Below are 24,765 nucleotides of genomic sequence, written 5' to 3' on the forward strand. Positions count from 1 at the left end.
GGAGTGTCCGGGTGTCGGAACCGCACATGGCCATTCCCGCACTCCTCGGCGCGGCACGGGCCGATCGCCTCCGGGCGGCCCTGGAGGCGGTGCCGGCGGCGACAGCCGCCCACGGTGAGGAGTACCCGGCCCTCATACGGGAGGTCTGGTCCCGGCTGCCGGAGGTGCGGGAGGTTCGCCAACAGGCCGACAGGGGAGCCGGCGCCGCCGCGGAACGGGCGCCCGTGGAGGGCTGAGCCGGGCCGGCCGGTGAACAATGCCGGTCAGGCCAGGCTCTGGCCGCGGCGGGAGCGGCCCGAGGGGCTGTCGCCCAGGGCGGGCACCGAATGGTGGGCGGGGAAGGAGTCCGACGAGGCGCGGGCGTCCTCCTGGGCCTGACGCCTCACCTCGTTCTCGATGCGCTGTCCGTCCGTGTGCCGGGTCCGTGCACCGCTCCGGGTCAGCACGACCGCGATCAGCAGTACCGCGATGAGAGCGAGTGTCCCGAACACCGCCAGCAGCGTGGTCATCCGTCGGCCCCTTCCGTCGTCTCCGTCACGGCGCCCGGCTCTGCGGCGGAGCCGGGCGGCGGCCGGGCGGGCCGGTGGCCCGGCGCCGTCCCGCGCGGCACCGTCACCAACTCGCCTACCCGGAAAGGCCGCTGACAAGGGCGCGTGTGGGCGGGCCCCCGTCCGTGGCGGTGGGACGCCCGGCGGGGGACCGGCCGGTGACGGTGGTTCAGCCCGGCCAGTGGTGGCGGCCGAGGCCGATCAGGCGCAGCCGGCGGCGGGCCTCGGCCGCCACCCGGCCGACCGCGGCCTCCGGGTGCTCGTCGTCGGCGGCGTCGAGGAAGCCGGAGGCCGTCATCACCATCTGGTCGACGTAGACGCCGCCCAGCATCCGCAGATCGTCCTCGCTCCAGCCGCGGCCGGCCGGCTGGCTCGCGTACTCGGCGGCCACCTCGTCCGCGAAGCGCCGCAGCTGGGCGCCGATCGCCTCACGGACCAGCCGCACACTCCCGTGCCGTTCGCGGATGACGAAACGGATGTGGGCGGGGTGGGCGCGGACATGACGCGCGATCGCCTCGACGGCGCGGTGCGCGCGTTCCGCCTCGCGGTGCTTCCCGCGGGTCTCGGCCAGGACGGTGGAGATCATGGAGTGCAGGCCGTCGAGCGTCTCCTCGACCAGGGCGACGCCGAGTTCGGCGGGGCCGGTGAAGTGGCGGTAGAAGGCGGACGGTGTCACGCCCGCCGCGCGGGTCACCTCGCGCAGGCCCAGGCTGCCGAGGCTCTTCTCCTCCAGCAGCGCCAGGGCGGCGTCGAGCAGCGCCTGGCGGGTCCGCAGCTTCTGGAGGCTGCGGCTGCCCGGGGGCGGTGCGGTGGCGTGACTCATGCCGTTCATTCAAACAGCCGGTGAGCAGGGACGGGACCGGCAGGGGACGGGTGAAGGGAAAGGGTGGGGGGTTTGCGTCCCGGTTCAGTGAACACTCGTATACTGAAATTCCCGCGCCGCCGTGCGGTCGCCACCGCCCGGTGCCGGCGTGGGGGACCTCTACCGGAAAGGCAGATCGTGATCTTCCTGGTCGCAGCTCTTCTCCTGCTCGGGGTGGTGCTGGGGTCCGTGGCCCACCTGCCGGGGCCCGTGAGCCTCGCGGCCGCCGCGGCCATCGCCGCGTGGCTGGCCGTCTTCGCCGTCCGCGAGCGGCGCGGGCGCCACCGCCGTCACCAGCGGGAAGGGGTCTGATCATGGGCACCGCCGTCGGCATCCACCACCGGCCCACCGGGGTCCGCCGCGCGGACCACATGGCCGTGGCCTCCTTCGTGCTGGGCCTCGTCGGCCTGCTGGCGCTGAACCTGATCCTCGGCCCGATGGCCCTGGTGCTGGGCGCGCTCGCGCTGGGGAAGGGCACGGTGCGCAGGGGCCGGGCCTGGCTGGGTATCGTCCTCGGGGTCTGCGATCTGGTCGTGCTCGGCCTGCTCGTGGACCTCAGTAACACCGTGTCCTGGTCGCTCTGACGGCCCTTACGCCGTCGCGGCCGGCTTCCCCGGGCGCCCGACTTTCCGGGGCGTGCGGAAGGAACCCGGGCGCGGCGGATGCCGCGGCTGCCGGACGGGGCCGCGGCAGCCGCAGGGCGGCGGCCCGTCAACCGGGCCGGCACGGCAGGGGGTGCCGCGCCGGCCGCGCCGCTCAGGCCCCGTGGCCCGTGGGGAACCCGTCGCGGGGCATCGACTCCCAGCGCTGCGCCAGGTCCTTGGCGAGGTCCGGCTGCCCGGCCGCCAGGATGGGGGAGTCGAAGGTGAAGTCCCTGCCCTCCGCGCCCAGGACGGCGAGCCCGCGCTCGCGCAGCAGGGCGACGCCGGCTCCCACGTCCCAGGGGGAGGGGCCGAAACACACGGCCGCGTCCAGCCAGCCCTCCGCGACCCCCGCCAGGTCCAGGCTCATGCAGCCGTGGATCCGGACCCGGTAGGCGCCGCTCATCAGATGGGCCAGGAACCGGCCGGAGCGGGAGTCGGGCGAGCCCGTGCCCGTGACGCCGACGACCGCATGGGAGACCTCACGGACGCCCGAGGGTTCCCCGCACCGGCCTCCGCCGGTGTGCTCGCCCCGCCGGGCGGGTTCCGCGCCGGCGGTCCAGCGCCGTTCGAGTGCCGGGGCGACGAGTACGCCGACCACCGGGGAGCCGCCCTCGGCGTAGGCGAGCGAGACCGCGTACAGCGGGGCGCCGCGCGTGTAGTTCATCGTGCCGTCGATGGGGTCCAGCAGCCAGCAGCGGGGCGGCAGCGGACCGCCTTCGCCGCCTTCGGAGAACTCCTCGCCCACGACCGGGATGTCGGGGTAGCGCTCCCGCAGGACGCGGCTCACCCGCCGCTCGACCTCCACATCGGCGTCCGTCACCTCCTCGCCGGACTCCTTGAACTTGGTCGCCGACCATTCCGCGCCGGCCCGCGTGAGCCAGGAGACTCCCGCCTCGACGGCTTCCTCGGCGGTGGCGAGCAGGTCGTGGTGCGCTTTCACGTGAGGTCCAGGGCCTTTCAGCTGGGTGTCCGCGTCAGGCGCCGGCGCGCGGCCCGCTCCCCGGGGCGGCCGGCGGTGGAGCGGGGCGTACCGGTGCAGCGGTAACCGTATCGGGTCGGGGGTGGCGCCCGGGCAGTGCAGGGAGACCTCCATGCGGGACGCGTGCCGCGGGGGCGGGCCGGATTCGGGCGTGTGGGCACCGGGCCCGGCCGGACGCTTCTGCGAGGCCCCGGGGGCCGTCAGGCCCGGGAAGCCGCCTATGGGGAATGCTAGGTATTTGCCTAAAGGTATTAGGTAAATGCATACTGGGCTTCGTTAGCGAAGGGAGAGGTCATGGCGCGTGCGGGATTGACCACGGAACGGTTGACCCGGGCCGGCGCTGAGCTGGCCGATGAACTGGGGTTCGAGCAGGTGACCGTCTCGGCACTGGCCCGGCGGTTCGACGTCAAGGTCGCGAGCCTGTACTCGCATCTGAAGAACTCCCAGGACCTGCGGACCAGGATCGCTCTGCTCGCCCTGGAGGAACTCGCCGACCGGGCCGCCGACGCCCTGGCCGGCCGGGCGGGGAAGGACGCCCTCGCCGCCTTCGCCAACGCCTACCGCGACTACGCCCGCGAGCACCCCGGCCGCTGGGCCGCCGCCCAGTTCAGGCTGGACCCGGAGACGGCCGCCACCAGCGCCGGTGTGCGGCACGCGCAGATGACACGGGCCATCCTGCGCGGTTACGACCTCACCGAGCCCGACCAGACGCACGCCGTCCGGCTGCTCGGCAGCGTCTTCAACGGCTACGTCGGCCTGGAGGCGGCCGGCGGCTTCGACCACAGCGCCCCCGGCTCGCAGGAGTCGTGGGAGCGGACGCTCGACGCCCTCGACGCCCTGCTGCGCAACTGGCCCGCGCCCTCCTGACCGGAGACGGGACCCGGCTTGGGTCCCTCCCTCCGGCCGGGGTGTGCCCGGACTCCCCTCACCCACACCACCATCGACTCACAGGCTGGAATCATGTCCACCCCACAGCGCGACTGGATCACCACCCCCATCACCGCGGACCTGCTGCGCGGCGCCCTCGACCTGGAGGACACCGGGCGCGGCCTGCTGCCGCACCGGCTTCCGGCCCGGGCGCGCGCCCAGTGCGCCGACCCGCAGCTCGCCATGGCGGAGTCCCAGCCCTCCGGGGTGCGGCTCGCCTTCCGCACCCGGGCCACCGCCCTCGAACTGGACACGCTGCCCACCAAGCGCGTCTACACCGGCGCCCCGCCCCGCCCGGACGGGCTGTACGAACTCCTCGTCAACGGGGAGCCCGCCGGGCAGGGTGGCGTCACCGGGGGCGACACCCTCACCATCGACATGTCGACCGGGAGCTTCGACCACAGCCCGGGCTCCCCCGGAACCCTCCGCTTCACCGGACTGCCCGGGGGCGGGGAGCACGTCAACGACGTCGAGCTGTGGCTGCCGCACAACGAGACCACCGAACTCGTCGCCCTGCGCACCGACGCCCCCGTGGAGCCCGCCCCCGACCGGGGCCGCCCGGTGTGGCTGCACCACGGCAGTTCGATCAGCCACGGCTCCGACGCGGCAGGCCCCACCACCACCTGGCCCGCCCTCGCAGCCCGCCTCGGGGGTGTGGAGCTGATCAACCTGGGCTTCGGCGGCGGCGCGCTGCTCGACCCGTTCACCGCCCGCGCCCTGCGGGACACCCCGGCCGACCTGATCAGCATCAAGATCGGGATCAACCTGGTGAACGCCGACCTGATGCGGCTGCGCGCCTTCGGCCCCGCCGTCCACGGCTTCCTGGACACCATCCGTGAAGGCCACCCCACGGCCCCGCTGCTGGTGGTGTCGCCCCTCCTGTGCCCCATCCACGAGGACACCCCCGGGCCCAGCGCCCCGGACCTCTCCGCGCTGAGCGAGGGCCGCGTCGCCTTCCGGGCCACCGGCGACCCGGCCGAACGGGCCGCCGGAAAGCTGACGCTGACGGTCATCCGGGAGGAACTGGCCCGGATCGTGGAACAGCGGGCGGCCGACGACCCCCACCTGCACCACCTCGACGGCCGCGCGCTCTACGGCGAGGCCGACGCCGCCGAACTCCCGCTGCCGGACGCACTCCACCCGGACGCGGTCACCCACCGGCGCATCGGCGAACGCTTCGCCGAACTGGCCTTCTCCAACGGGCCGTTCGCGGATCGCCCCTGACCACCCACGCGCCGCGCCCCGGCCCGCCGTGAACCGCGCCGCACCACCGGACGCGACACGGCTCGCCGGGGCGGGGCGCGGCTGCCCTCGATCCGCTGCTCAGCCGCCGGGGCGGTGTGGGGCGGTGAGGTCGAGGAACGTCTGCCAGGCGGTGGGGGAGGTGGTGAGGACGGGGCCGTGGGGGCGGGTGGAGTCGCGTATGTGCACGGCGTCGGCGTGGTCCGCGACCTCCACGCACTCGCCTCCACCCCCGGTGCTGTGGCTGCTCGTGAACCAGGCGGTTGTGGGCACGGCCGGTATCGGCTTCTGAGCGGTCATGATTCTCCCAGCGGGTTTCTCGGTGAGCTCTTGGCCGAAACCGGCCCCGCGCGAGGTGGTGCGTCGGGGCCGCTGAAGTTGTTTGCCGGCCGGGGACTCCTCGCGCGATCCGCTGCTCAGCCGCCGGGGTGGCGTGGGGCGGTGAGGTCGAGGAACGTCTGCCAGGCGGTGGGGGAGGTGGTGAGGACGGGGCCGTGGGGGCGGGTGGAGTCGCGTATGTGCACGGCGTCGGCGTGGTCCGCGACCTCCACGCACTCGCCTCCGCCTCCGCTGCTGTGACTGGACTTCCACCATGCCGTCTCGGGGATGGCCGGCGCCGTGTGCTGAACGGTCATGTCTCTCCCAGAAGGCTCTCGACAAAAGCCAGCGACTCACGTGGGGTGAGTGCCTGGGAACGGAGAATGCCATAGCGGCACTCGAGTTCGTGGATCTTCGTCGGGCCTGTGTACAACCGGCTGTCGTCCTGGACCTCGGTGTACGCGATGCGCTGCCCGTGCCGGGTGTCGATCAGGTTGAACGGTCCACCCAGGGCCGCGTGGTCGTCGCTGTCGAGAGGCATCACCTGAATCTCGACATGGGGTTGCCGTCCGAACCAGAGGATCCGTTCCCACTGGCCTCGCAGGACTTCCCGGCCCCCGATAGGCCGACGCAGCACCGGTTCCTCGATGACGAAGCTCATGAGAGGTGGCGGCTGCCGGTCGTGCAGGAGCTGTCGTGCCATACGCGCGTCCAGGCGCTGGACGATCACATCCCAGGTGAGCAGCGGCCGCTGACGCCGGAAGACCGCTTCCGCGTACTCCGCCGTCTGCAGCAACCCGGGGACAAGCTGGTTGGCGTAGACGCACAGCGCCACCGCGTCCGCCTCCAGCCGGGCCGCGTCGCGGAAGAACGGGGGGTACTGGGCGCGTTCCACCTCCTTCTTGAGGGCCTTGAGGATGCCGCCCGCGTCCAGTACCTCGTCCGCGCGGTCGATGAACTTCGGCAGCGGGATGCGCCGGCCCTGCTCGAAGGAGGCGATGGTCGACGCCGAGTAGCCCATGCGGGAACCGAATTCGGGGCGCGGCAGCCCGGCCCGGGTCCGCAGCAGTTTCAGCTGGCGGCCGAACGCGGTGACGATGCCGGTGCCCGCGTCGTCCGGCCGCCTGCCGCGTTCGCCGCGAGTGCTCCTGATGTCTTCGTGCACGGTGATTCCCCCTGCGGCCGCTGGTTTCCCGGCACAACGCGCGCTGTCCGCGGGCCGTCACGCCGGACGGCGCGTACAACCGCGTACAGAACGCGTACGGCGTCCCGGCGGGCCGAGGGGAGCCGCGGGGTGCCCGTCCGGGGCGCCGGGGCCGCGGACGGCCGGGGGCCCGGGGTGAGGTCTCACCGCCGACAGCGTCCGGGCGGAGCGGGTACAACACCGGGCGGACGGTGCGTCGTCGCTGGTCACAGCGGTGGACCCGGGGCGAGGCTCGGGGCATGAACAGCGAGAACGACATGTGTGGCGTCCCAGCCGGGCCGCGTTTCACCGGCTCCCCGGTAGAGCCCTTCACCCTGCGGTTCAGTTCGACGCCGCGCGGCGCGCGGCTGGCGCGGCGGCTCGCGGGGGAGTGGCTCGACAGGTGCGGGGTGGGCTACGGCTCCGCCGGGCATGACGCCGTGACGCTGGTGGTGGCCGAACTCGCCGCCAATGCCGCGCGCCACGGATGTGTGCCCGGGCGGGATTTCCGGGTCCGGCTGACCGCCGGGGCCGGGCGCGTGCGGGTGGAGGTGACGGACCCGCGGGGCGAGCGGCTGCCCGCCCCGTCCCCGGCGCCGGGGGAGGTCGGGGGCGCCGGGGAGGACGGGGACGGCGGAGGGTTCGGCCTGCTGCTGGTGGCGGCGGTGGCGATCCGCTGGGGGTGGCGGCCCCGGGAGGACGGGCCGGGGAAGACCGTCTGGGCGGACTGCGCGGTCCCGGGGCCGTGACGGTGTGTGAGGCGGCGGACGCCGGTCAGGATGTCTCAGCGGGTCGTCTGGGCGCGTTTGAGTTCGTGGGCGATGCCCTGGCCCCACCGGCGGACGCGCTCCGGGTCGCGGAAGTCGCCGCGCCGGTCCTGTTTGAGGATCTGGCGCGCGACGAAACCGTGGGTGCCCCGCACCAGCCGGCCGCCGAAGGTGATGTGCCCCCGGGCGTCGAGGTTCTCGGCGACGCGGGCGACGGACTTCGGCGGGGGGAGGTCCGTCCGGGAGGCCGAGAAGTCCAGCGGTCCGCTGCTGAACAGCCACACCGGGCGGTGCAGCAGCCCGTCGCGGTGGCGGCGGGCGAAGCGGACCGCGCTCCACCGCCACCGGTTGGCGTAGAGCGCCGACCCGAGCACCACCGCGTCGTACGGGGAGAGATCACGCACGGCGGCGGCCGGCCGGACCTCGACGCCGAACCCCTCGGAGTGCAGCGCCTCGCCGATCCAGTCGGCGATCTCGGCGGTGGCGTCGTTCCGTGAGCCGTAGGCGACGAGTACGCAGCCCACCGGGGTCATGGTCCCTCACCGTCCTCCCGCGCGTCGTCCTCCAGGGTGTCCCGGGCGTCCCCGTATCCGGGTTATCGGCCGGTTCACGGGCCCAGCCGGCCGGTGCCGCCTCCGTGCCCCCCCGTCCCGGTGGCGGGCCGTTCACCGGCGCCTCCGGTGCGTCCCGTCCCAGTCTCCCGGCTGTGCGCCGGTTCCGCCTCCGCAGCCCGCGCGAGGGGCGCGGCGTGGAGCGGGGCGGCAGGGGTACCCGGGTGCCTCCGGGAGCCGGGCCGTTCCGCCGGGCCCGGGCCCCGCCGGGCGGCACGAGGAGGTCGGGCCATGGCCGGGAGCGAGGCCGGAGACGGTGTCCCGGTGCTGGTCGCGTACGCCAGCGCGCACGGTTCGACGCGGGAGATCGCCGAGCGGATCGCGGAGCGCCTGGCCCGGGCCGGGCACCGGGTGGAGACCTACGAGGTGGACGGGACGGTGCCGCCCGACCCGGGCCGCTACCACGCGGTGATCATCGGCAGCCCGGTGCACGACATGCGGTGGGTGCCCGAGGCCGCCGCGTATGTCCACCGGCACCAGGCGGCGCTGGAGCGGCGGCGGGTGTGGTTGTTCAGTGTGGGGATGTCCGAGGCGCTCGGCCGGCCCTTCCATGCCCGCGCGGTGCGTCACGAGCCCCGGGACCTGCCCGGCCTCCGCGAGGTGGTCCATCCGGAGGAGACCCGGCAGTTCCCCGGTGCCCTCCGGCGCCGGCACCTCACCCCTCTCGGCCGGGTGATCTTCAGGGCCATGGGCGGCCGTTACGGCGACCACCGGGACTGGGACCGGGTCGACGCGTGGGCCGAGGCGATCGTGCGCGGCCTGCCGCGGGCGGAACGCCGCCGGCCTCCCGTATGAGATGACATGTGCGCACATGCGGCGGTAAAGGGCTTGTGCGAGGCTGTGAACCGGTCTGCCGCGCGCCCGCCGTCCGGCGCGCCCGCGCCGGCCGCGTCCCGGTGCGGCCGGCGGGAGGAGAGGTGGTCAGCTCATGGTGCTCCCCGTCGTGGCCGGGGTCGACGGCTCCGGCTCCAGCCTCCGGGCCGTGGAGTGGGCCGCGGACGCGGCGGCGCGCCATGGCACCCCCTTGCGCCTGCTGTGCGCCACCGGGCCGCCCCTCGGTGAGCCGGTGCCCGGCCTGACGGAGAACGCCGAGCGCATCCGGGACACGGCGGTCGCCCACGCCCGCGCACGCGCCCCCGGGACCGAGGTGTCCGGCGGGATCGTCCCCGAGGGCCCGGCCGAGGCGCTGCTGTGCGCGGGCCGCAACGCCTTCACCCTCGTGGTCGGCAGCCACGGCGGCGGCGGGGTGACGGGCATGCTGCTGGGTTCGGTCGGGCTGGCGGTGGCCGGGCGCGCCGACTGTCCCGTGGTCGTCGTCCGCGGCGAACCGGACGGCGGTGGCCCGGTCGTCCTCGGCGTCCAGGACGAACGGCCCGCGGACGAGAGCCCCAGTGGTGTGCCCGGTGTCGAGGACACCGCCGAGGGCCGCACCGCGGGCGAGTACGCCTTCCGCGAGGCACACCGCCGGGGGCGCGCGCTGATCGCCGTGCACGCCTGGCGGGTCCCGGCCGGGGAGGCCGCCACCGCGGCCCGGGGCGGCGGGGACGGCGGGGACGACGGGGACACCGTGGCCGGACGGTGCCGGATCCGGGCCGGACGGGTCCTCGACGAGGCGCTGGGGCCGGCCCGGGAGCGCTATCCGGCGGTGCCCGTGGAGCGCCGGGCGGTGGAGGGCTCCGCGCGGCGGGCGCTGCTGGAGGCGTCCCGGGACGCCGGTCTGCTGGTCGTCGGCGCCCACGCCCGGCGCGGCCATTTCGGGCTTCAGCTCGGTCTGGTCAACCATGCCGTGCTGCACCACGCGCCGTGTCCCGTCGCGGTCGTCCCGCAGGCGTGAGGCGCGGTTGTGAGGGGGCGTGAGACGGCCGTGGCACGGCGGGGAGCGCGGACGGGGGAGCGGCGGAGGGCGCGGATGGCGGAACGGCACGGCAGGGCACGGCAGGGAGCCAGGAGGTGGGCGGATGGCCGGGACGGCGCGGCGGCCGGTGGAACGGCCGGCTGAGCGAGGGGCGGCAGAGCCGGGCGCCCCGGGCGGCGGGGTGGTCGCCGTCGGCGTGGACGGCTCCCCGCAGAGCCTGACGGCCGCGGAGTGGGCGGCCGACGAGGCGCTGCGCTCCGGCCGCGCCCTGCGGATCGTCCAGGTCTGGGACCCGCCCGCCGCCGCAACCGTCCGGCCCGACGCCGTCGCCTCCCACCGCCGCTGGGCGGAGCAGCGGCTGGACGCGGCCCGGCGGACGGCCGGGGAGCGGGCCCCCGGGGTGGAGATCGCCGTGGAGCGGGTGGAGGGGGCGGCCGTCAGGACGCTGTCCGAACAGGAGGCGGAGGTGCTCGTGCTCGGCTCGCGCGGGCTGGCGGGGATGTCCGGGCGCCTGGTGGGCTCGGTCGGCCTGGCCGTCGTCACCCACGCGGCGCGGCCGGTGGTGCTGGTCCGTGACGGCGGGGACGGGCCGGTGGGGCGGCCCGGCGACGAGGGCCCGGTCGTCCTCGGCATCGACGTCCGCCATCACGGTGACCCCTTGCTCGCCTTCGCCTTCCGGGCGGCGGCCGACCGCGGGGCGCTCCTCGACGTCGTGTACGCGTGGAACCCCAAGCGGGTCTACGGCTACGCCGCCGCCCCCCTGGACGGAGATCTGACGGAGGAGTACCAGGAGCAGGAGGAGGCGGACCTGGCCCGGGTGCTGGCCCCCTGGCGGGAGGCGTATCCGGGGGTGGCCGTCGCCGAACGGGTGGTGCACGGCTCCGCCGCCCACGAACTGATCACGGCCTCCGGTGACGCCGCGCTCCTGGTCACCGGCCACCGCCGGCCCCGTCCCGCGCACCCGGCCCGCCTCGGCCACGTCACCCACGGGGTGGTCCACCACGCGCCGTGCCCGGTGGCCGTCGTCCCGCACGACGGGCAGGCGGGGGAGGCAGGGGATGCCGGGGGCGCCGGGGAGGCGAGCGGGGCGCCCAGCGCGGACGGGGGGACGGCGCGCGCCGCCGCGTGAGCCGGCGGGTTCCGCGGCGTGACTCCATGGGCCCCCGGCGCGGGGTCCGGTGCCGGGGGCCCGGCCGGATGGAGTCACGTGCGGAGGGCCACGGCGCCACCGGGTGCGGGGCACGGGCGGGGGAGAGGGCCCGGGGCGGCGCCGTCTCAAGGGAGGCGGATCGCCAGGACCGCCATGTCGTCGTGGCCGTCGCCCGGGTGCTCGTCGGCCAGGACGCGGACGAGGTCGTCCAGGGGTTCGGCGGCGTGGGCGGCGGCGGTGCGGGCGAGGGCGGCCAGCCCGTGGTCGACCGGGTGGTCCCGGTGCTCGACGAGACCGTCGGTGAAGAGGACGAGCGTGGATCCGGGCGCCACCCGGTCGGTGTGGTCGGGGCGGGGGAGGCGGAGGTCCACGCCGAGGGGCAGGCCGGGTTCGCCGCTGAGATAGCGGGTCTCCCCGCCGGGCGTGAGGACCAGCGGCGGGGGATGGCCCGCGGTGGACCAGTGCAGCGTCCACGGCGCGCCGTCCCGCGAGGGCTCCACCCGGGCCAGACAGGCGGTGGTGACCGGGTTCTCCGTGACGGCGTGCAGCGTCCGGTCGAGCCGCGCGAGGACGGCGCCCGGGCCGGTCCGCCGGTCGTAGAGCAGGGCGCGCAGCATGTTGCGGGTCTGCGCCATGGCGGCCGCCGCGATCAGGTCGTGGCCGACGACATCGCCGATCACCATGGCGCAGGAGCCGTCCGGCAGCGGCAGGGCGTCGTACCAGTCGCCGCCCACCTGGCCGGGGTCCAGATCGCGCTCCGTGGAGGGGCGGTAGGCGGCGGACCCGGAGAACGGGGCCAGGTCGGGCAGCCTGGGCAGCAGCAGCCGCTGGAAACGCTCGGCGCTGCCCCGGGTCCGCTCGAACAGGCGCGCGTTCTCGATGGCGACGCCCGCCGCGCCGGCGAGCGCGACGACCACCGACTCGTCGTGCCGGTCGAACGGTTCGTGGTCGAGCCGGTCGGCGAGGTAGAGATTGCCGTAGATGCGGCCCCGCACGGTGATGGCCACCCCCAGCAGGGTGCGCATGGGCGGATGCCCCGAAGGGAAGCCGACCGACTCCGGGTGGGCCGGGATGTGCTCCACCCGCAAGGGCTCCGGGCAGTGGATCAGATGCCCCAGCAGCCCGCGGCCGTGTGGCAGTTCGACACCTTGCAGCGCCCGGTACTCGCCCTCGTCCAGCCCGACGGGGATGAACTCCGACAGTCCCTCGCCGCTCTCGTCCAGGACGCCGAGGGCTCCGTAGCGGGCCCGGACCAGTTCCATGGCGGTGGTGACGATGTTCCGCAGGACGACCGGCAGGTCCAGTTCACGGCTGACGTTGAGGACCGCGTCCAGCAGGCTCTGCAGGCGGCTCTGGGCCTCGGTGAGCTGCTGGAGCTGCTGGGACACCTCCGAGAGCTCCTCGGCGCGGTCACCGGGGCCGGAGGGGGTCCGCTGCTCGTGCTCCATGACTGCCGTTCTTCTCCCGGTGGCGGTGGTGTGCCGGAGCCGCCGCCCCGGTGTGCGCGCCGGACGCGCCGCACCGTAGGGGCGAAAAGCCCCGAAGGGCATATTTGATCACGCATGACAGCGAACCGCGACGTGGCGGGAGGTGACGCGCTGGGACGTGGCGTGGGGGGCGGCTGCCGCCGGCCGGCCCCCGTCCGTCGGGCCAGGTCAGGTCAGGGCCACGGGTGCTCACCGTGCTCCCGGTCCCTGCCCGGCCGCTCCCGGGTCGCGCCCGGCGCTCCCGAGCCACGGGCCGGGCTCAGCCGGTGTCGATGCGGCGGCCGGAGAGCTGCTCGGGCTCGATGAGCACCCAGAAGTCCCGCACGCCGCCCGCCCACGGCTCCGCCCGGGTGAGTCCCGCCAGCCGTCCCACGGCCCCGGTGTCGGTGACGTGGTGCGCCCGGCCCACGGCGAGCACGCTCCAGCCACGGCTCATCGCCTCGTCCACCTGGTCCACCTCGAACGCGACCTGGTGGCCCGCCGCCCGGGCGAGCACGGTCCCGGGCGCCGTGCGGTAGGCGATCCTGCCCTGGTCGACGAGGTAGTTGAGCGGTACGACGGCGGGATGATCGTCCGCGAGGGACACCCCGAGGCGGCCCACGCCGTGCGAGGCGAGCAGCGACCAGCACTCCTCCGCGTCGAGCGGCACCAGCCGGGGATGGGCGGCGGCCCGGCCCCGGCCGGGCGGCCGGTCCGTCCCGGCGCCGCGCAGCGTGTCCGCCGAGGTTCCCAGGGCGCCCGCCAGCCGGACGATGCCGGGGGCGCTGGGGTCGGCCGCGTGCTCCTCCAGGTAGGCGAGGTAGCCGGGCGCCATGCCCGCGCGCGCCGCGGCCTCCTCGCGGGACAGGCCCAGCTGCGTCCGCCGGAGGCGGATACGCCGTCCGATGTCCCCCGGGTCGGGGGCGTGCTGCACGGGTCCGTTCTCCGCCACGGTCGTGGTCCTTCCCCTGGGTCCGGGCGCGGCCCCCGCTTCCAGGGTGGTCCGGCCGGCCCGATTCCGCCTGCCGGAGGCGCCGGAGGGGGACGTGACGGGCGGGACGGCGGGCAGGGTTGTGCGCGTGGCGGTGGCGGTGGCGGTGGTGGTGGCGGTGGCGGCGCGCGGGGCGGGGCCGGGCACGGGGCCGTGAGCGGCGCGTGGCCCCGGGCCGCCCGGCCGTCAGGGGGAGCGGACGACGGCCACCGGGGCGTGGGCGTGCCGGAGCAGGGCCTGGCTGACGGAGCCGAGCAGCATCCCCCTCATGCCGCCCCGGCCGCGCGCGCCGAGGACCAGCAGCCCGGCCGCCTCGCTCGCCTCGACCAGCACCTCACGCGCCCGGCCCCGCACCACCCGCGGTTCCACGGGCACGTCCGGATACCGTTCGCGCCGGCCGGCCAGCGCCTCGGCCAGCAGCCGTTCCTCGTCGTCCTGGAGCATTCCGGGCGCGTAGGCGTAGGGGGCCGCCTTGTCCGGGGGTGGTGGGACGGGGTCGGCCCAGTCGGACCAGGCGTGTACCGCCACCAGCCGCGTCTCCCGTGCCGCGGCCTCCGCGAAGGCGAAGCCGATCGCGCCGTCACCCGCCGGGGAGCCGTCGGCACCCACCACCACCGGCCCCTCGGCGGCCACCCGGCCGCGGACGACCAGCACCGGGGCGTGACTGTGCGCGGCGAGCTGGCCGGCCACCGAGCCGAGCAGCAGCCGGGAGAAGGTGCCCAGGCCCCGGCTGCCGACCACCATCAGCGCGGCACTTCTGGACTCCTGTTCGAGAACGCTGAGCGCGTCGCCCGTCACGACCGCGCCGCCGGCCTCCGGGACGGGGCCCGCCGCCCGGGCCCGCCGCAGCGCCTCCTCGACGATCCCGTCGGCCTCGTAGCGCAGATCGCCCTCGACCGCGCCCAGCGGCATGCGCGTCGACGGCCAGACGAAGGCGTGCACCACCCGCAGCGGGCGGTTCCGGAGGCGGGCCTCCCCGGCGGCGGTGTCCACGGCCTCCAGCGCGGCCGGGGAGCCGTCCACGGCCACCACCACGGGGGCTCCGGGGGTGTCGGTCGCCATGCGGGTCACCTCTTCGCTCGGGGCTCGGCCGGGCCGGGAGGGGCCTTGTCACCGGGTGGAGCGGGACGGGCGGCGGGCGCCGCTCCGATTCCGGGCCCGTGGCTCGCGGCTTCGTGGCCCGCGGGACGGGGGAGCGCCCGCCCCCACGGTCCGGGGCTGCGGCCCGCCGCGGTTCCGGGGCCCGCGGGCCGTGCCGGCCCACCCCACTGCCCAGGCCGGCGCGCGGCTCGCCGTGGGGACCCCCGCGAACCGGCCGCTCGGTGGTTCGCGGGGGAGCCGGGGTCCGCCCCGTGTCCCGGCCCGGCGCCACGCTTCCACGATGTGCCCTCGCCCTCCCGGCGGCAACCGCACAGGTGACCCGCGCGGAGCCCGCTCCCCCGGGCGGGCCCGGCCCGCCGCCACCGTGCCGCCCCGGGGCCCCGGACCCCGCCGTTTGCGGAGGTCCCGCCCCCGGTGGAGGCTGCGGCCATGGTGAGGCAGGAGGGCCCGGGGGCGCCGTCCGCGGACGGGCTGACGGCCGAGGAGGCGGCCGCCCGTCTGGAGCGGTACGGTCCCAACGTCGTCGCCACCGGCCGGGCCACCCCCCTGTGGCGCCGGATCGCCGCGCAGCTGCGGGACCCGCTGATCCTCGTGCTGCTCGCGGCCATCGTGCTGACCGTCGCCACCGGCGACCTCCTCGACACCGCGATCATCTCCCTCGTCGTGGTGGCCAACTCGGCCGTCGGGGTGGCGCAGGAGGTCCGCGCGGAGAAGGCCGTCATGGCGCTGCGGGAGCTGAGCGCGCCCATGGCGCGGGTGGTGCGCGGCGGGCGTGAGCGGCAGGTGCCCGCGCCGGAGGTGGTGCCGGGGGATCTGGTGCTGCTGGGCGAGGGCGACATCGTGCCCGCCGACGGCCGTCTGCTGGAGGAGGCCGGGCTGCTGGTCGATGAATCCTCGCTGACCGGGGAGCCGGAGCCGGTGGGCAAACCCGTGCCGGAGGGCGGGCCGGCGCCCTCGGTGTCGGCGGGCACCGTCGTGGTGCGCGGCCGGGGGCGGTTCGTCACCACCGCGACCGGCGCGGACAGCGCCACCGGCCGGATCGCCGCCCTGATGACGACCCGTCCGGGCGCCACCCCGCTGCAGCGCAGGCTGGCCGGTTTCGGGCGGGTGCTCGCGGGGGCCGCCGTGGTGCTCTGCGTGGCGGTCGCGGTGATCGGCCTGGTGCGCGGGCAGCCGCTGGAGCTGATGGCGGTGACGGCGGTCAGCCTCGTCGTCGCGGCCGTGCCCGAGTCGCTGCCGGCCGTGGTGACGCTGGGGCTGGCGCTGGGAGCGCGGCGCATGGCGGAGCGCAACGCGATCGTGCGGCGGCTGCCCGCGGTGGAGACCCTGGGCTCGGTGACGGTGATCGCCACCGACAAGACGGGCACCCTCACCGAGGGCCGGATGGCGGTCCGGCGGCTGTGGACCCCGCGGGGCACGGCGGAGGTCTCCGGCAGCGGTTACGCGCCCGTGGGCCGGGTGGAGCGCGCGGGCACCGCGCTGCGCCCGGAGACGGCGCCGGACGTCGCCGCGCTGCTCACCGCCGCCGTGCTGTGCAACGACGCGTCGCTCCAGCCCCCGGAGGCCGGCGAGGACCACCGGGGCGGTGGCGCGGGGGCCGCGGACGGTACGGGGAGCGGAGTCGGCGGACCCGCCCGGGGAGGTGGGCGCGGCGTGACCGGCCATGACGGCGGACCCGGCGGCGGGGACGGCGGGGACGGCGGGGACGGCGGGGACGGCCGGGGCGGCGCCACGGGAGCGGGACCCGGCGCCCCGGGGGAGCGGCACGCCGCCACGCCGGGACGGAAGGGCGGCGACCCACCGGGGGAGTGGCACGCCCTCGGCGACCCCACCGAGGCGGCCCTCCTCGCCGCCGCCGCACGCCTGGGCCTGGACGAGGCGGCGCTCCGCCACGACTGGCCCCGCAGTGACGAGGTGCCCTTCAGCAGTGAGCGCGCGCGGATGACCACCGTGCACCGCCGGCCCGGCGGCGGTCTCCGCGTCATCTGCAAGGGTGCGCCCGAGGCGGTGCTCCTCCCGGAGGTCCTCGACGCGGACGGGCCGTCCCGCGGCGGGGCGTCCGAGGCCGCCCGGCGGCTCGCCGGCGAGGGCTACCGGGTGCTGGCCGTCGCCGCCGCCGACCGCGCGGAGCCCCCGCCGCCGGGCGGGGACTGGGAGTCCGGGCTCACCCTGCTGGGGCTGGCCGGGCTGCTGGACCCGCCGCGCGAGGCGGCGGCCGCCACGGTGGCGTCGGTGCGCCGGGCCGGCATCGTCCCCGTTCTGATCACGGGGGACCACCCGCTGACCGCCGGGGTCGTCGCCCGGCGGCTGGGGATCACGGAGGACGGCGGCGAGGCGGTGACCACGGGGGACCGCGTCCGGGACGGTTCCGCCGGCGATCTCACCGTCCCCCGGGTCTTCGCCCGCATCGGCCCCGAACAGAAGCTCGACATCGTGGAGGCCTGGCGAGGCGCCGGGCACGTCGTCGCCATGACCGGTGACGGCGTCAACGACGGCCCCGCGCTGCACCGCGCCGACATCGGTGTGGCCATGGGCCGGCGCGGTACCGAGGTGGCGCGTCAGGCGGCCGACCTGGTGCTGGCCGACGACGACCTGGGCACGGTGGAGGCCGCCGTCGAGGAGGGCCGCCGGGTCTACGCCAACGTCCGCCGCTTCCTGCTCTACGGTCTCGCGGGCGGCCTGGCGGAGATCCTGGTGATGCTGCTCGGCCCGTTCCTCGGTATGCCGCTGCCGCTGCTCCCGGCCCAGATCCTCTGGGTCAACCTGCTCACCCACGGACTGCCCGGGGTAGCGCTGGGCGCGGAACCGGTGGCCCCCGAGACGATGCGGCGCCCGCCACGGCCCCCGGAGGAGAGCGTGCTCGGCGCCGGGCTGTGGCCGCGTGTCCTGGTGCTCGGGGCGGTCATCGCCGCGGCGTCGCTGGGGGTGGGGGTCTGGGCCCACGCGACGGGACGGCCCTGGCAGACGATGATCTTCCTCGTGCTCGGCGCCACCCAGCTCGGTGTCGGCCTGGCCTCCCGCGCCCGCCCGGGCACCCTGGCCAACCCCTTCCTGCTGATCGGCGTGGCCACCGCACTGCTGCTCCAGATCGCGGGCGTCTACCTGCCGCCGCTGCAGAAACTCCTGGGCACCCAGCCCCTGGCCCCCGCCGACCTGGCCATCGGCTGCGCCCTCGCCGCCCTCGGCTACGGCGCGATGCGCCTCCAGTCCCGCCTGACGGCACACCGGGGCGCACCGGAGGAACCGGCGGGCCCCGGCCGGTGACGTCCGCCCCGGCCGGGCACGGAGGCGGGGCCCGTCCGTGCCGGGCCGGGGCGGACGTCCTTCCGGTGGTCACCGCCGCGGGACGGCCGGTCCGCACGGCGCGCCCGGCGCCGCCGGTGCGGGCGCCGGGGAGAGGCGGGCGGGTAGCGTGCGTCGTCCGTCCTCCCGTGCGCCCCGCCCCGGACCCGCGGCGAGGGAACGCGGCCCGGCCCGGCCGTGCCGGTGGGCGGGACCGGGGCCGCCCGGGCGGGCCGGCCCTCCCTGTGCGGTGGATGCCCGCGCGGGCGGGTAGATCAGTCAAGAGGCCGTGCGCGAGGCGAAGACCGGAGGGTGAGGACCATGACTTCTGCTCCACGCGGCCCGGCGGCGCTGCTGGCCGCCGCGGCCGTGCTGTTCGGGGCTGCCGCCTGCGGGTCCGGGGGCGGCGAGGGCGACGGGGAACCGACTGCGTCCCCCTCCGCGAGCGAGACGGTGGAGTCGGCGGCCACCACCCCCGCGCCGAGCACGTCGCCCTCCTCCTCGCCCACCCCCACCGCCACCGCCCCCAAGGACCCGGAGCGGGCGGAGAGCGACATCCGCGCGGCGTGGCAGGGGCTCTTCGACCACGGGCTGTCCCCGGAGGACAAGACCGGCCTGGTGGAGGACGGCGGCCAGTACGAGCTGATGATCCAGGGGTTCGCCGACGACGACCGCGCCAAGGAGCTGCGGGTCCATGTGGAGTCGGTGGACTTCACCTCGGCGCGGGAGGCACAGGTCGGCTACACGCTGCGCGGTGGCGGCGAGTCGATCCGGCCGGAGAAGCCGGGGGAGTCCGTACGGCAGGGCGGTGACTGGAAGATCTCGCTCCGCACGCTCTGCGACCTGGCGGATTACGGATCCGACGTGCCCAAGGCCGTGGCCTGCTGAGACGCGGCCGCGCACCCCACCGCCCCTGAGCGGCGGTTTCATCCCCTTCGTCCGGGAACCCGGAACGCGGCACGGGGACCTGCGGGCCCGCCGTCGCCGTCGCGCGCCGTGCCGCAGCGGAGCCACGGCGCCGTCTCACCGAGCAGCGGCAAGGAGTGAGCCATGGCGCACACCAGCGTTCCGCGGGTCCTGCACGCGATCAAGGATGTCGACTTCCCCGCCGGCAAGGACGAGCTGATCCACGCCGCGCGGGAGGGCGGGGCGTCCGAGCAGGAGATCGCCGCGTTGCGGGGCATCCCGGCGGAGCGGTACGACAACCGCGAGCAGGTGGCGCGTTCCGTGCGCGTCGACCCGGACTCCGATCTCGGCCACAGCCCGGGGCAGCGGGGCGCGCAGGCCCGGCGGGGCGGCAAGCGGCACCTCGCGCGGTATCTGCGGGACGCGCCGAAGCCGCCCGTCGAAGAGGAGCTCGAGCATCCGCGGCGGCTGCCCGGCACCGGGCCGCGGCAGGGGCCGCGCCATCCCTGAGGCGGCGCGGCCCCTGAGCACCGCGGGGAGGGACCGGCGGCCCGGTGGGCCCCGGAACCCGGCCCGGACCCTGGACCGGACCGGGTGACGCGGGGCGCCCCGTGCCCCCGGGCCTGCCGTCCCGCTGCTCAGGCCGTCGGGCGGGACGGCCCGGCGCCCCCGGGACCGGCCGCCACGGCCGCGTCCCCCGGACCGCCCGGTTCCGCCGCCCGGTCGTGACGCAGGGAGCTGGGCCACCACACGGCCGGGCCGATGTCCCGGACGAGGGCGGGCACCAGCAGCGAGCGGACCACCAGGGTGTCCAGCAGCACGCCGAAGGCGACGATGAACGCGATCTGCACCAGGAAGGCCAGCGGGATGACCACCAGCGCGGCGAAGGTCGCGGCCAGCACCACGCCGGCCGAGGTGATCACACCGCCCGTCGCCGTGAGCCCCTTGCGGACCCCGAACCGGGTGCCCCGCAGCTGCGCCTCCTCGCGGACCCGGGTCATCAGGAAGATGTTGTAGTCCACGCCGAGCGCGACGAGGAAGACGAAACCGTAGAGCGGCACGGAGGGATCCACCCCGGAGAAACCGAGCAGATGCTCGAAGACCAGGGAGGCCACACCGATCGTCGCCGCGTAGTTGAGCGCCACCGTCGCCACCAGCAGCACGGGCAGCAGCAGCGAGCGCAGCAGCGCTATGAGGATCAGCAGGATGATGCCGAGCACCACCGGGACGATCACCTTCAGGTCGCGCTGCGCCGTGGTCTGGGTGTCGTACTGCTGGGCGGTGTAGCCGCCGACGACGGCGTCGGCGCCGGGCACGGCGTGCACCGCGTCCCGTATCCGCTGCACGGTGTCCCGGGCGGCGGTGCTGTCGGCACCGTCGGCGAGGACGGCGTTGATCTCCGCCCGGCCGTCCACGACCAGGGGTTCGCCGCCACCGGGGCGGCCGGACTCCGTCACGGGCGCCGCCGAGGAGACCCCCTCGGTGTCCCGCACCGCGCGGGCCACCTCCGCCGCGCGGTCCGCGTCGGTGATGATCACGGCGGGGTTGCCGGTGCCGCCGGGGAAGTGCTCGCTCAGCGTCTCCTGGGCGGAGACCGACGGCGCGTCGTTGACGAAGATCTCGCTCAGCGGCACCCCCTGCGACTTGAGCTGCGGGGCGAAGACGGCGCATGCGGCGAGCACCACGAGGGTGACGGCCCAGATCCGCCGGGGCGCCCGGTCCACGCGAGCGGCGACCGTGGACCAGATGCCGCTCTCCGCCGCCTCCGGGTGCTCCGGGTCCGCGACGGCCTTCGGCTTGGCCGGCCAGTACGCGGACCGGCCGAGCAGCAGCAGCGCGGCGGGCAGGAACGTCAGCGCGGACAGCACCGAGCAGACGATGCCGATGGCGCCGACCGGGCCGAGCGCCCGGTTGTTGGAGAGGTCGCTGAGCAGCAGGGCGAGCAGCCCCAGCGCCACGGTGGCCGCGCTCGCGGTGATGGCCCCGGCGGAGCGGCGCACCGCGGAGCGCATGGCGGTGAACCGGTCGCCGTGCAGGGAGAGTTCCTCGCGGAACCGGGACGACAGCAGCAGCGCGTAGTCGGTCGCGGCGCCGATGACGAGGATGAAGAGGATGCCCTGGACCTGCCCGTCGACCCGCACCAGATCCCGCTGGGCGAGCGCGTAGACGATGCCGCAGGCCAGGGAGAGGGCGAACACCGCGCCGAGGATGATGGCCAGCGGCAGCAGCACGCTGCGGTAGACGAGCAGCAGGATCAGCAGCACCACGCCGAGGGCCACGCCGAGCAGCAGCCCGTCGATGCCCGCGAACGCCTTGGAGAGGTCCTGCTGGGTGGCGGCGGGACCGGCGAGGGCGACACTCGTGCCCTCCACCTTGCCGGCCGCCGCCGTGACGCGGTCCAGGGTGGGTTCGGTCGCGTCGCCCAGCCCCTCGTCGAGCGGGACGACGCCCTGCAGGGCCCGGCCGTCCTCGGAGGGCACCGCGGGGGAGACGCGCCCGTTGACGCCGGGGCTGCCGGAGAGGGAGGCCAGGGCGCGGGTGGCGGCCTCCCGCTGGTCCGGGGTGATCTTCCCCTCGTCGGCCGTCCAGACGACGATGGCCGGCAGCGACTTGGTCTGCCGGAACGCCTTCTGCTCGTCGATCACCTGGGTCGACTCGGCGCTCTGCGGCAGGAACGCCGACTGGTCGTTGGTGGAGATCTCACCGAGCTTGCCGGCGTAGGGGCCGAACGCGCCGCCGACCCCCAGCCAGACGACGAGCAGCAAGGCGGGTACGAGCCAGCGGACGGCCCGTGGGGTGGACGGCATCGGTCTCCTCGGCGAGGTGCGTGGTCGGGTGCTGAGCACACGGTCTCGTGTCTCGTGCCCCAGATCTTGCGCTACGTGCGTGGACGGAGGGGATTCGGCCCCCGGCCCGCGACCGGATGCGCGCGGGCCGGGTCCGCATGAGGGCCGCATGAGGATCGGATGCGGAGGAGCCGTGGCGGCCCGCGCGGTCAGCCCTCCCGTCCCGTGCGGGCCGCGCGCCGGCGGATCAGGAAACGGCGCAGCTCGTCCGCGCCCCAGACGATCAGCGGGTAGGCCGGCAGCAGCGCCAGCGCGCTCGCCGGCGGCGCCGCCGTGCCCAGCAGCGCCTGGAACGGCGGCGCGTAGACGAAGAGCGCCGCCAGGACGATCGCGCCGCCGATGGCGGCCAGCAGATAGCGGTTGGAGAAGACCCCCACGGAGCGCAGTGACGCCCGCTGGGTGCGCACGGCGAAGGCCGTGCCGATCTGGCCGGCGATCATGCCGAGGAAGGTCATCGTCGTGGCCTGCTGGTAGGCGTGGTGCAGGGGGCTGCCGGCGCCGGTGGCGTCACCGGGGTGCCAGCCGGCCTGGTGGAGGACGTAGAAGAAGCCGGCCATCTGCAGGGCGGCCACGATCACTCCGAGGAAGAGCCAGGCGCGGATCAGCATCGGGCCGCGGATGACGCCCTCGGAGCGGGGCCTGGGGCCGCGGCTCATGATGCCGGGCTCGGCCTTCTCCCGGCTGAGCGCCAGCGCCGGCAGGGTCTCGCTGCCCACGTCGAAGGCGAGGAGCTGGAGGATCGTCAGCGGCAGGGGCACGGCGCCGCCGCCGAGGGCGAAGACGAGGAAGGGGACGACCTCGGGGGTGGCGTGGGTGAAGATGTAGAGGATGAACTTGCGGACGTTGTCGTAGATGCGGCGTCCCGCCCGGATGGCCTCGACGATCGATGCGAAGTTGTCGTCGGTCAGCACCATCGTGGAGGCCTCGCGGGCGACGTCGGTGCCCGAGCGGCCCATGGCCACGCCGATGTCCGCGCGGTGCAGGGCCGGCGCGTCGTTGACGCCGTCGCCGGTCATCGCGACGACGTGGCCCTGGCCGCGCAGCGCGTCGGCGATGTGCAGCTTCGCCTCGGGCGAGGCGCGGGCGAAGATGATCTCCGGTTCCGCCCGGAGCAGGTCGCCGATCTGGTGCTCGTGCAGCTCGTCCAGGTCGGCCCCGGTGACGACGCGGGGGTGCTCGCCCGTGATCCCCACCCGGCGGGCGACGGCGGCGGCCGTCAGCGGATGGTCCCCGGTGATCACGATGATGCGGATCCCGGCGGAGCGGCAGTGCGCGACGGCGTCCTCCACCTCGGGACGCGGCGGGTCGATCATGGCCACCAGGCCGATGAGGCAGAGGTCCCGTTCGACGTCCTCCCGTTCGTGGGGCGGGTCGCCGTCCCCCGGCAGGGCGCGCCGGGCCAGCGCCAGCACGCGCAGCCCGTCCCGGGCGAAGGCGTCCGCCCGGGCGGTGACACGCTCCCGGGCGGCGTCGTCCAGCTCCGCCGGCCGGCCCTGTGCGTCGAGCAGGGTGGCGCACCGCCGGAGGACGGCCTCGGGGGCGCCCTTGGTGTGCACGGTCAGTTCGTCGCCGTGCCGGTCGACGGTGGACATCAGCTTCCGCTCCGGGTCGAAGTGGAGCTGCCAGCGGCGGGCGCTCTCCCGGTGGCCCGCGTCCACATCGGCGCCCAGCTCCCGCGCGGCCAGCAGGACGGCCACCTCGGTGGGGTCGCCGCTCGGCTCTTCGCCCGGCTGGAGACGCGCGTTGTTGCAGGCGGCGGCGGTGCGGACGGCCGCCTGGACCACCGGGGCCGCCGGATCGGGGGCTCCCTCCGGTGCGGGCTCCGGGCCCGGCGCTCCGTCAGGCGCGGTGTCAGGCGCGGTGTCCGGCGCGGCAGTGGGCCCTGTGTGCGGGCCCTGCTTCCCGGGCTCCCCGGGGGCCGCGCCGGTCTCACCGCCGGTGTCCGCGCCGGTCCCACCGCCGGTCAGGCCGATCACCCCGGCCGTGGTCCACAGGGCCGTGGGGCGCATCCGGTTCTCGGTGAGTGTGCCGGTCTTGTCGGTGCAGATGACGTCCGTCGAACCCAGGGTCTCCACGGCGCTCAGCCGCTTGACCAGCGCCCCCCGGGCCGCCAGCCCCTTCACGGCGACGGCCAGCGCCAAGGTGATCACGGGCAGCAGGCCCTCGGGCACCATCCCGGCGAGCAGCCCCGCCGCGAAGACCAGCGCGTTCAGCAGGGACAGGTGGCCGCCGAAGGTGGCCACCGGGATGAACGCCGCCGCCAGCGCGATCGACACCGCGGCGATCAGCCAGGCCACCCGGCGCACCTGCTGCTCCATGGGGCTCGGCTCCTGCTCGACCCGCTCGGAGAGCGCCGCGATCCGGCCCAGCTCGGTGGTCATGCCGGTGGCGAAGACGACACCCCGCGCCTCGCCGCCGGTGCAGTTGGTGCCGCTGAAGACGAGGTCGTGCGCCTGGAGCACGGGCACGTCCACCTCCACGGCTGCGGCCGACCGCAGGGAGGGCGCCGACTCACCGGTCAGCGCCGACATGTCCGCCTCGATCGCGCCCGACAGCAGCCGCACGTCCGCCGCGATGCGGTCCCCCTGCCGGATGACCACGACGTCACCGGGCACCAGCTCGGCGGCGTCGATGTCCACGTGCTCGCCGTCCCGGATCACCCGGGAACGCTGCGGCAGATAGCGCGTCAGCGCCTCCACCGCCTTCTCCGCCTGCACCTCCTGGGTGAAGGCGAAACCCGCGTTGAGCAGGATGATCAGCACCACCGCGCCGGCCACCACGTGTGAGCCGACGATCAGCAGCAGGGCGGCGGCCACCCACAGCAGCAGGGCCAGCGGGTGCACGAACTGCCGGGCCAGCTCCCTCGGCCAGCGGCGTCCGCCCCGCCGCCGCAGCTCGTTCCGCCCGTACTGCACCAGACGGCGCCGTGCCTCCGCGGTGGACAGTCCCTTGCCGGAGCTGTGCAGATCGCGCAGGAGCCGCTCGGCCGCCTCCTCCGGATCCAGCCCGAGCGGCCGGAGCCGCGCCTCATGCCGGTTTCTCACCGCGCCGAGACTACCGGGGTAAAAGGTGCAAATCCGTCAGGTG

Annotated in this window: 24 protein-coding genes; 12 read left to right on the top strand and 12 right to left on the bottom strand. The window is 75.8% G+C overall.

The features are described from left to right. Nucleotides 1-26: 26 nt before the first annotated feature. The gene (locus tag HCK00_RS06230) at nt 27-236 is read left to right on the top strand and encodes a hypothetical protein (protein WP_168100736.1); all 210 of its coding nucleotides are present in this window, start codon (nt 27-29) and stop codon (nt 234-236) included. A gap of 27 nt (nt 237-263) precedes the next feature. On the opposite strand, the gene HCK00_RS06235 is transcribed toward HCK00_RS06230, so the two are convergent. Together HCK00_RS06235 and HCK00_RS06240 are read right to left on the bottom strand one after the other, a co-directional pair. Continuing rightward, nucleotides 264-509: a hypothetical protein gene (locus tag HCK00_RS06235; protein ID WP_168100774.1), complete on the bottom strand. Its 246-nt coding sequence runs from the start codon at nt 507-509 to the stop codon at nt 264-266. 208 nt (nt 510-717) lie between these two features. Then, on the bottom strand, nt 718-1,371 hold the full coding sequence (locus HCK00_RS06240; RefSeq protein ID WP_168100775.1) for a TetR family transcriptional regulator: 654 nt from the start codon (nt 1,369-1,371) through the stop codon (nt 718-720). A 177-nt stretch (nt 1,372-1,548) separates the two neighbouring features. On the opposite strand from HCK00_RS06240, the gene HCK00_RS06245 reads away from it, so the two are divergent. Together HCK00_RS06245 and HCK00_RS06250 are read left to right on the top strand one after the other, a co-directional pair. Beyond that, complete coding sequence (locus tag HCK00_RS06245; protein ID WP_168100776.1) at nt 1,549-1,722, top strand: hypothetical protein; 174 nt, start codon at nt 1,549-1,551, stop codon at nt 1,720-1,722. Nucleotides 1,723-1,724: 2 nt separating this feature from the next. After that, nucleotides 1,725-1,994: a DUF4190 domain-containing protein gene (locus HCK00_RS06250; protein ID WP_168100777.1), complete on the top strand. Its 270-nt coding sequence runs from the start codon at nt 1,725-1,727 to the stop codon at nt 1,992-1,994. A gap of 172 nt (nt 1,995-2,166) precedes the next feature. Here HCK00_RS06250 and HCK00_RS06255 read toward each other — a convergent pair whose 3' ends face one another. Then, nucleotides 2,167-2,994 (bottom strand): inositol monophosphatase family protein, encoded by an 828-nt coding sequence (locus HCK00_RS06255; RefSeq protein WP_311765176.1) that lies wholly within the window; start codon nt 2,992-2,994, stop codon nt 2,167-2,169. 333 nt (nt 2,995-3,327) lie between these two features. Here HCK00_RS06255 and HCK00_RS06260 point away from each other — a divergent pair, with 333 nt between their 5' ends. Next, a complete protein-coding gene (locus tag HCK00_RS06260; protein ID WP_168100779.1) occupies nt 3,328-3,900 on the top strand; it encodes a TetR/AcrR family transcriptional regulator in 573 nt (190 codons plus the stop codon). Nucleotides 3,901-3,993: 93 nt separating this feature from the next. After that, a complete protein-coding gene (locus HCK00_RS06265; protein ID WP_168100780.1) occupies nt 3,994-5,184 on the top strand; it encodes a GDSL-type esterase/lipase family protein in 1,191 nt (396 codons plus the stop codon). A gap of 99 nt (nt 5,185-5,283) precedes the next feature. Here HCK00_RS06265 and HCK00_RS06270 read toward each other — a convergent pair whose 3' ends face one another. From HCK00_RS06270 to HCK00_RS06280, 3 genes are all read right to left on the bottom strand, one after another. After that, a complete protein-coding gene (locus HCK00_RS06270) occupies nt 5,284-5,502 on the bottom strand; it encodes a DUF397 domain-containing protein (protein WP_168100781.1) in 219 nt (72 codons plus the stop codon). Between the two features lie 116 nt (nt 5,503-5,618). Next, nucleotides 5,619-5,837, bottom strand: coding sequence for a DUF397 domain-containing protein (locus tag HCK00_RS06275; protein WP_168100782.1), 219 nt, complete (start codon nt 5,835-5,837; stop codon nt 5,619-5,621). Then, complete coding sequence (locus HCK00_RS06280) at nt 5,834-6,685, bottom strand: helix-turn-helix domain-containing protein (RefSeq protein ID WP_311765177.1); 852 nt, start codon at nt 6,683-6,685, stop codon at nt 5,834-5,836. Before HCK00_RS06280 ends, HCK00_RS06275 begins: the two co-directional genes overlap by 4 nt. Nucleotides 6,686-6,963: 278 nt before the next feature. Between HCK00_RS06280 and HCK00_RS06285 the strand changes: the two genes are divergently transcribed. Continuing rightward, nucleotides 6,964-7,452 carry an ATP-binding protein gene (locus HCK00_RS06285; RefSeq protein WP_168100783.1) on the top strand — a complete coding sequence of 163 codons (489 nt, stop codon included), beginning with the start codon at nt 6,964-6,966 and terminating at the stop codon, nt 7,450-7,452. 35 nt (nt 7,453-7,487) lie between these two features. Here HCK00_RS06285 and HCK00_RS06290 read toward each other — a convergent pair whose 3' ends face one another. Then, nucleotides 7,488-8,003, bottom strand: a complete 516-nt coding sequence (locus tag HCK00_RS06290) for a flavodoxin domain-containing protein (RefSeq protein WP_168100784.1) — start codon at nt 8,001-8,003, stop codon at nt 7,488-7,490. 309 nt (nt 8,004-8,312) lie between these two features. Between HCK00_RS06290 and HCK00_RS06295 the strand changes: the two genes are divergently transcribed. The 3 genes from HCK00_RS06295 (at nt 8,313) to HCK00_RS06305 (ending at nt 11,065) form a co-directional block, all read left to right on the top strand. Then, nucleotides 8,313-8,876 (top strand): flavodoxin domain-containing protein, encoded by a 564-nt coding sequence (locus HCK00_RS06295; protein WP_168100785.1) that lies wholly within the window; start codon nt 8,313-8,315, stop codon nt 8,874-8,876. A gap of 133 nt (nt 8,877-9,009) precedes the next feature. Next, nucleotides 9,010-9,915 (top strand): universal stress protein, encoded by a 906-nt coding sequence (locus HCK00_RS06300; RefSeq protein ID WP_168100786.1) that lies wholly within the window; start codon nt 9,010-9,012, stop codon nt 9,913-9,915. Nucleotides 9,916-10,039: 124 nt separating this feature from the next. After that, the gene (locus HCK00_RS06305; RefSeq protein WP_168100787.1) at nt 10,040-11,065 is read left to right on the top strand and encodes a universal stress protein; all 1,026 of its coding nucleotides are present in this window, start codon (nt 10,040-10,042) and stop codon (nt 11,063-11,065) included. A 146-nt stretch (nt 11,066-11,211) separates the two neighbouring features. Here the strand turns inward: HCK00_RS06305 and HCK00_RS06310 are convergent, their stop codons facing one another. From HCK00_RS06310 to HCK00_RS06320, 3 genes are all read right to left on the bottom strand, one after another. Next, nucleotides 11,212-12,534: a PP2C family protein-serine/threonine phosphatase gene (locus HCK00_RS06310; RefSeq protein WP_168100788.1), complete on the bottom strand. Its 1,323-nt coding sequence runs from the start codon at nt 12,532-12,534 to the stop codon at nt 11,212-11,214. 298 nt (nt 12,535-12,832) lie between these two features. After that, the gene (locus HCK00_RS06315; protein WP_311765178.1) at nt 12,833-13,504 is read right to left on the bottom strand and encodes a helix-turn-helix domain-containing protein; all 672 of its coding nucleotides are present in this window, start codon (nt 13,502-13,504) and stop codon (nt 12,833-12,835) included. 225 nt (nt 13,505-13,729) lie between these two features. Then, nucleotides 13,730-14,605: a universal stress protein gene (locus HCK00_RS06320; protein ID WP_168100789.1), complete on the bottom strand. Its 876-nt coding sequence runs from the start codon at nt 14,603-14,605 to the stop codon at nt 13,730-13,732. 468 nt (nt 14,606-15,073) lie between these two features. Here HCK00_RS06320 and HCK00_RS27380 point away from each other — a divergent pair, with 468 nt between their 5' ends. The 3 genes from HCK00_RS27380 (at nt 15,074) to HCK00_RS06345 (ending at nt 19,342) form a co-directional block, all read left to right on the top strand. After that, nucleotides 15,074-17,908 (top strand): cation-translocating P-type ATPase, encoded by a 2,835-nt coding sequence (locus HCK00_RS27380; RefSeq protein WP_240965313.1) that lies wholly within the window; start codon nt 15,074-15,076, stop codon nt 17,906-17,908. A gap of 339 nt (nt 17,909-18,247) precedes the next feature. Beyond that, complete coding sequence (locus HCK00_RS26840) at nt 18,248-18,814, top strand: MTB12 C-terminal domain-containing protein (RefSeq protein ID WP_206320015.1); 567 nt, start codon at nt 18,248-18,250, stop codon at nt 18,812-18,814. A gap of 162 nt (nt 18,815-18,976) precedes the next feature. Then, nucleotides 18,977-19,342 carry a DUF2795 domain-containing protein gene (locus HCK00_RS06345; protein WP_168100791.1) on the top strand — a complete coding sequence of 122 codons (366 nt, stop codon included), beginning with the start codon at nt 18,977-18,979 and terminating at the stop codon, nt 19,340-19,342. Nucleotides 19,343-19,470: 128 nt separating this feature from the next. Here HCK00_RS06345 and HCK00_RS06350 read toward each other — a convergent pair whose 3' ends face one another. Together HCK00_RS06350 and HCK00_RS06355 are read right to left on the bottom strand one after the other, a co-directional pair. Continuing rightward, the gene (locus tag HCK00_RS06350) at nt 19,471-21,639 is read right to left on the bottom strand and encodes an MMPL family transporter (protein WP_168100792.1); all 2,169 of its coding nucleotides are present in this window, start codon (nt 21,637-21,639) and stop codon (nt 19,471-19,473) included. Nucleotides 21,640-21,827: 188 nt separating this feature from the next. Then, a complete protein-coding gene (locus HCK00_RS06355) occupies nt 21,828-24,722 on the bottom strand; it encodes a cation-translocating P-type ATPase (protein WP_168100793.1) in 2,895 nt (964 codons plus the stop codon). Between the last annotated feature and the right edge of the window lie 43 nt (nt 24,723-24,765).

The organism is Streptomyces zingiberis, assembly GCF_012034935.1.
GTDB classification, from domain to species: domain Bacteria; phylum Actinomycetota; class Actinomycetes; order Streptomycetales; family Streptomycetaceae; genus Streptomyces; species Streptomyces zingiberis.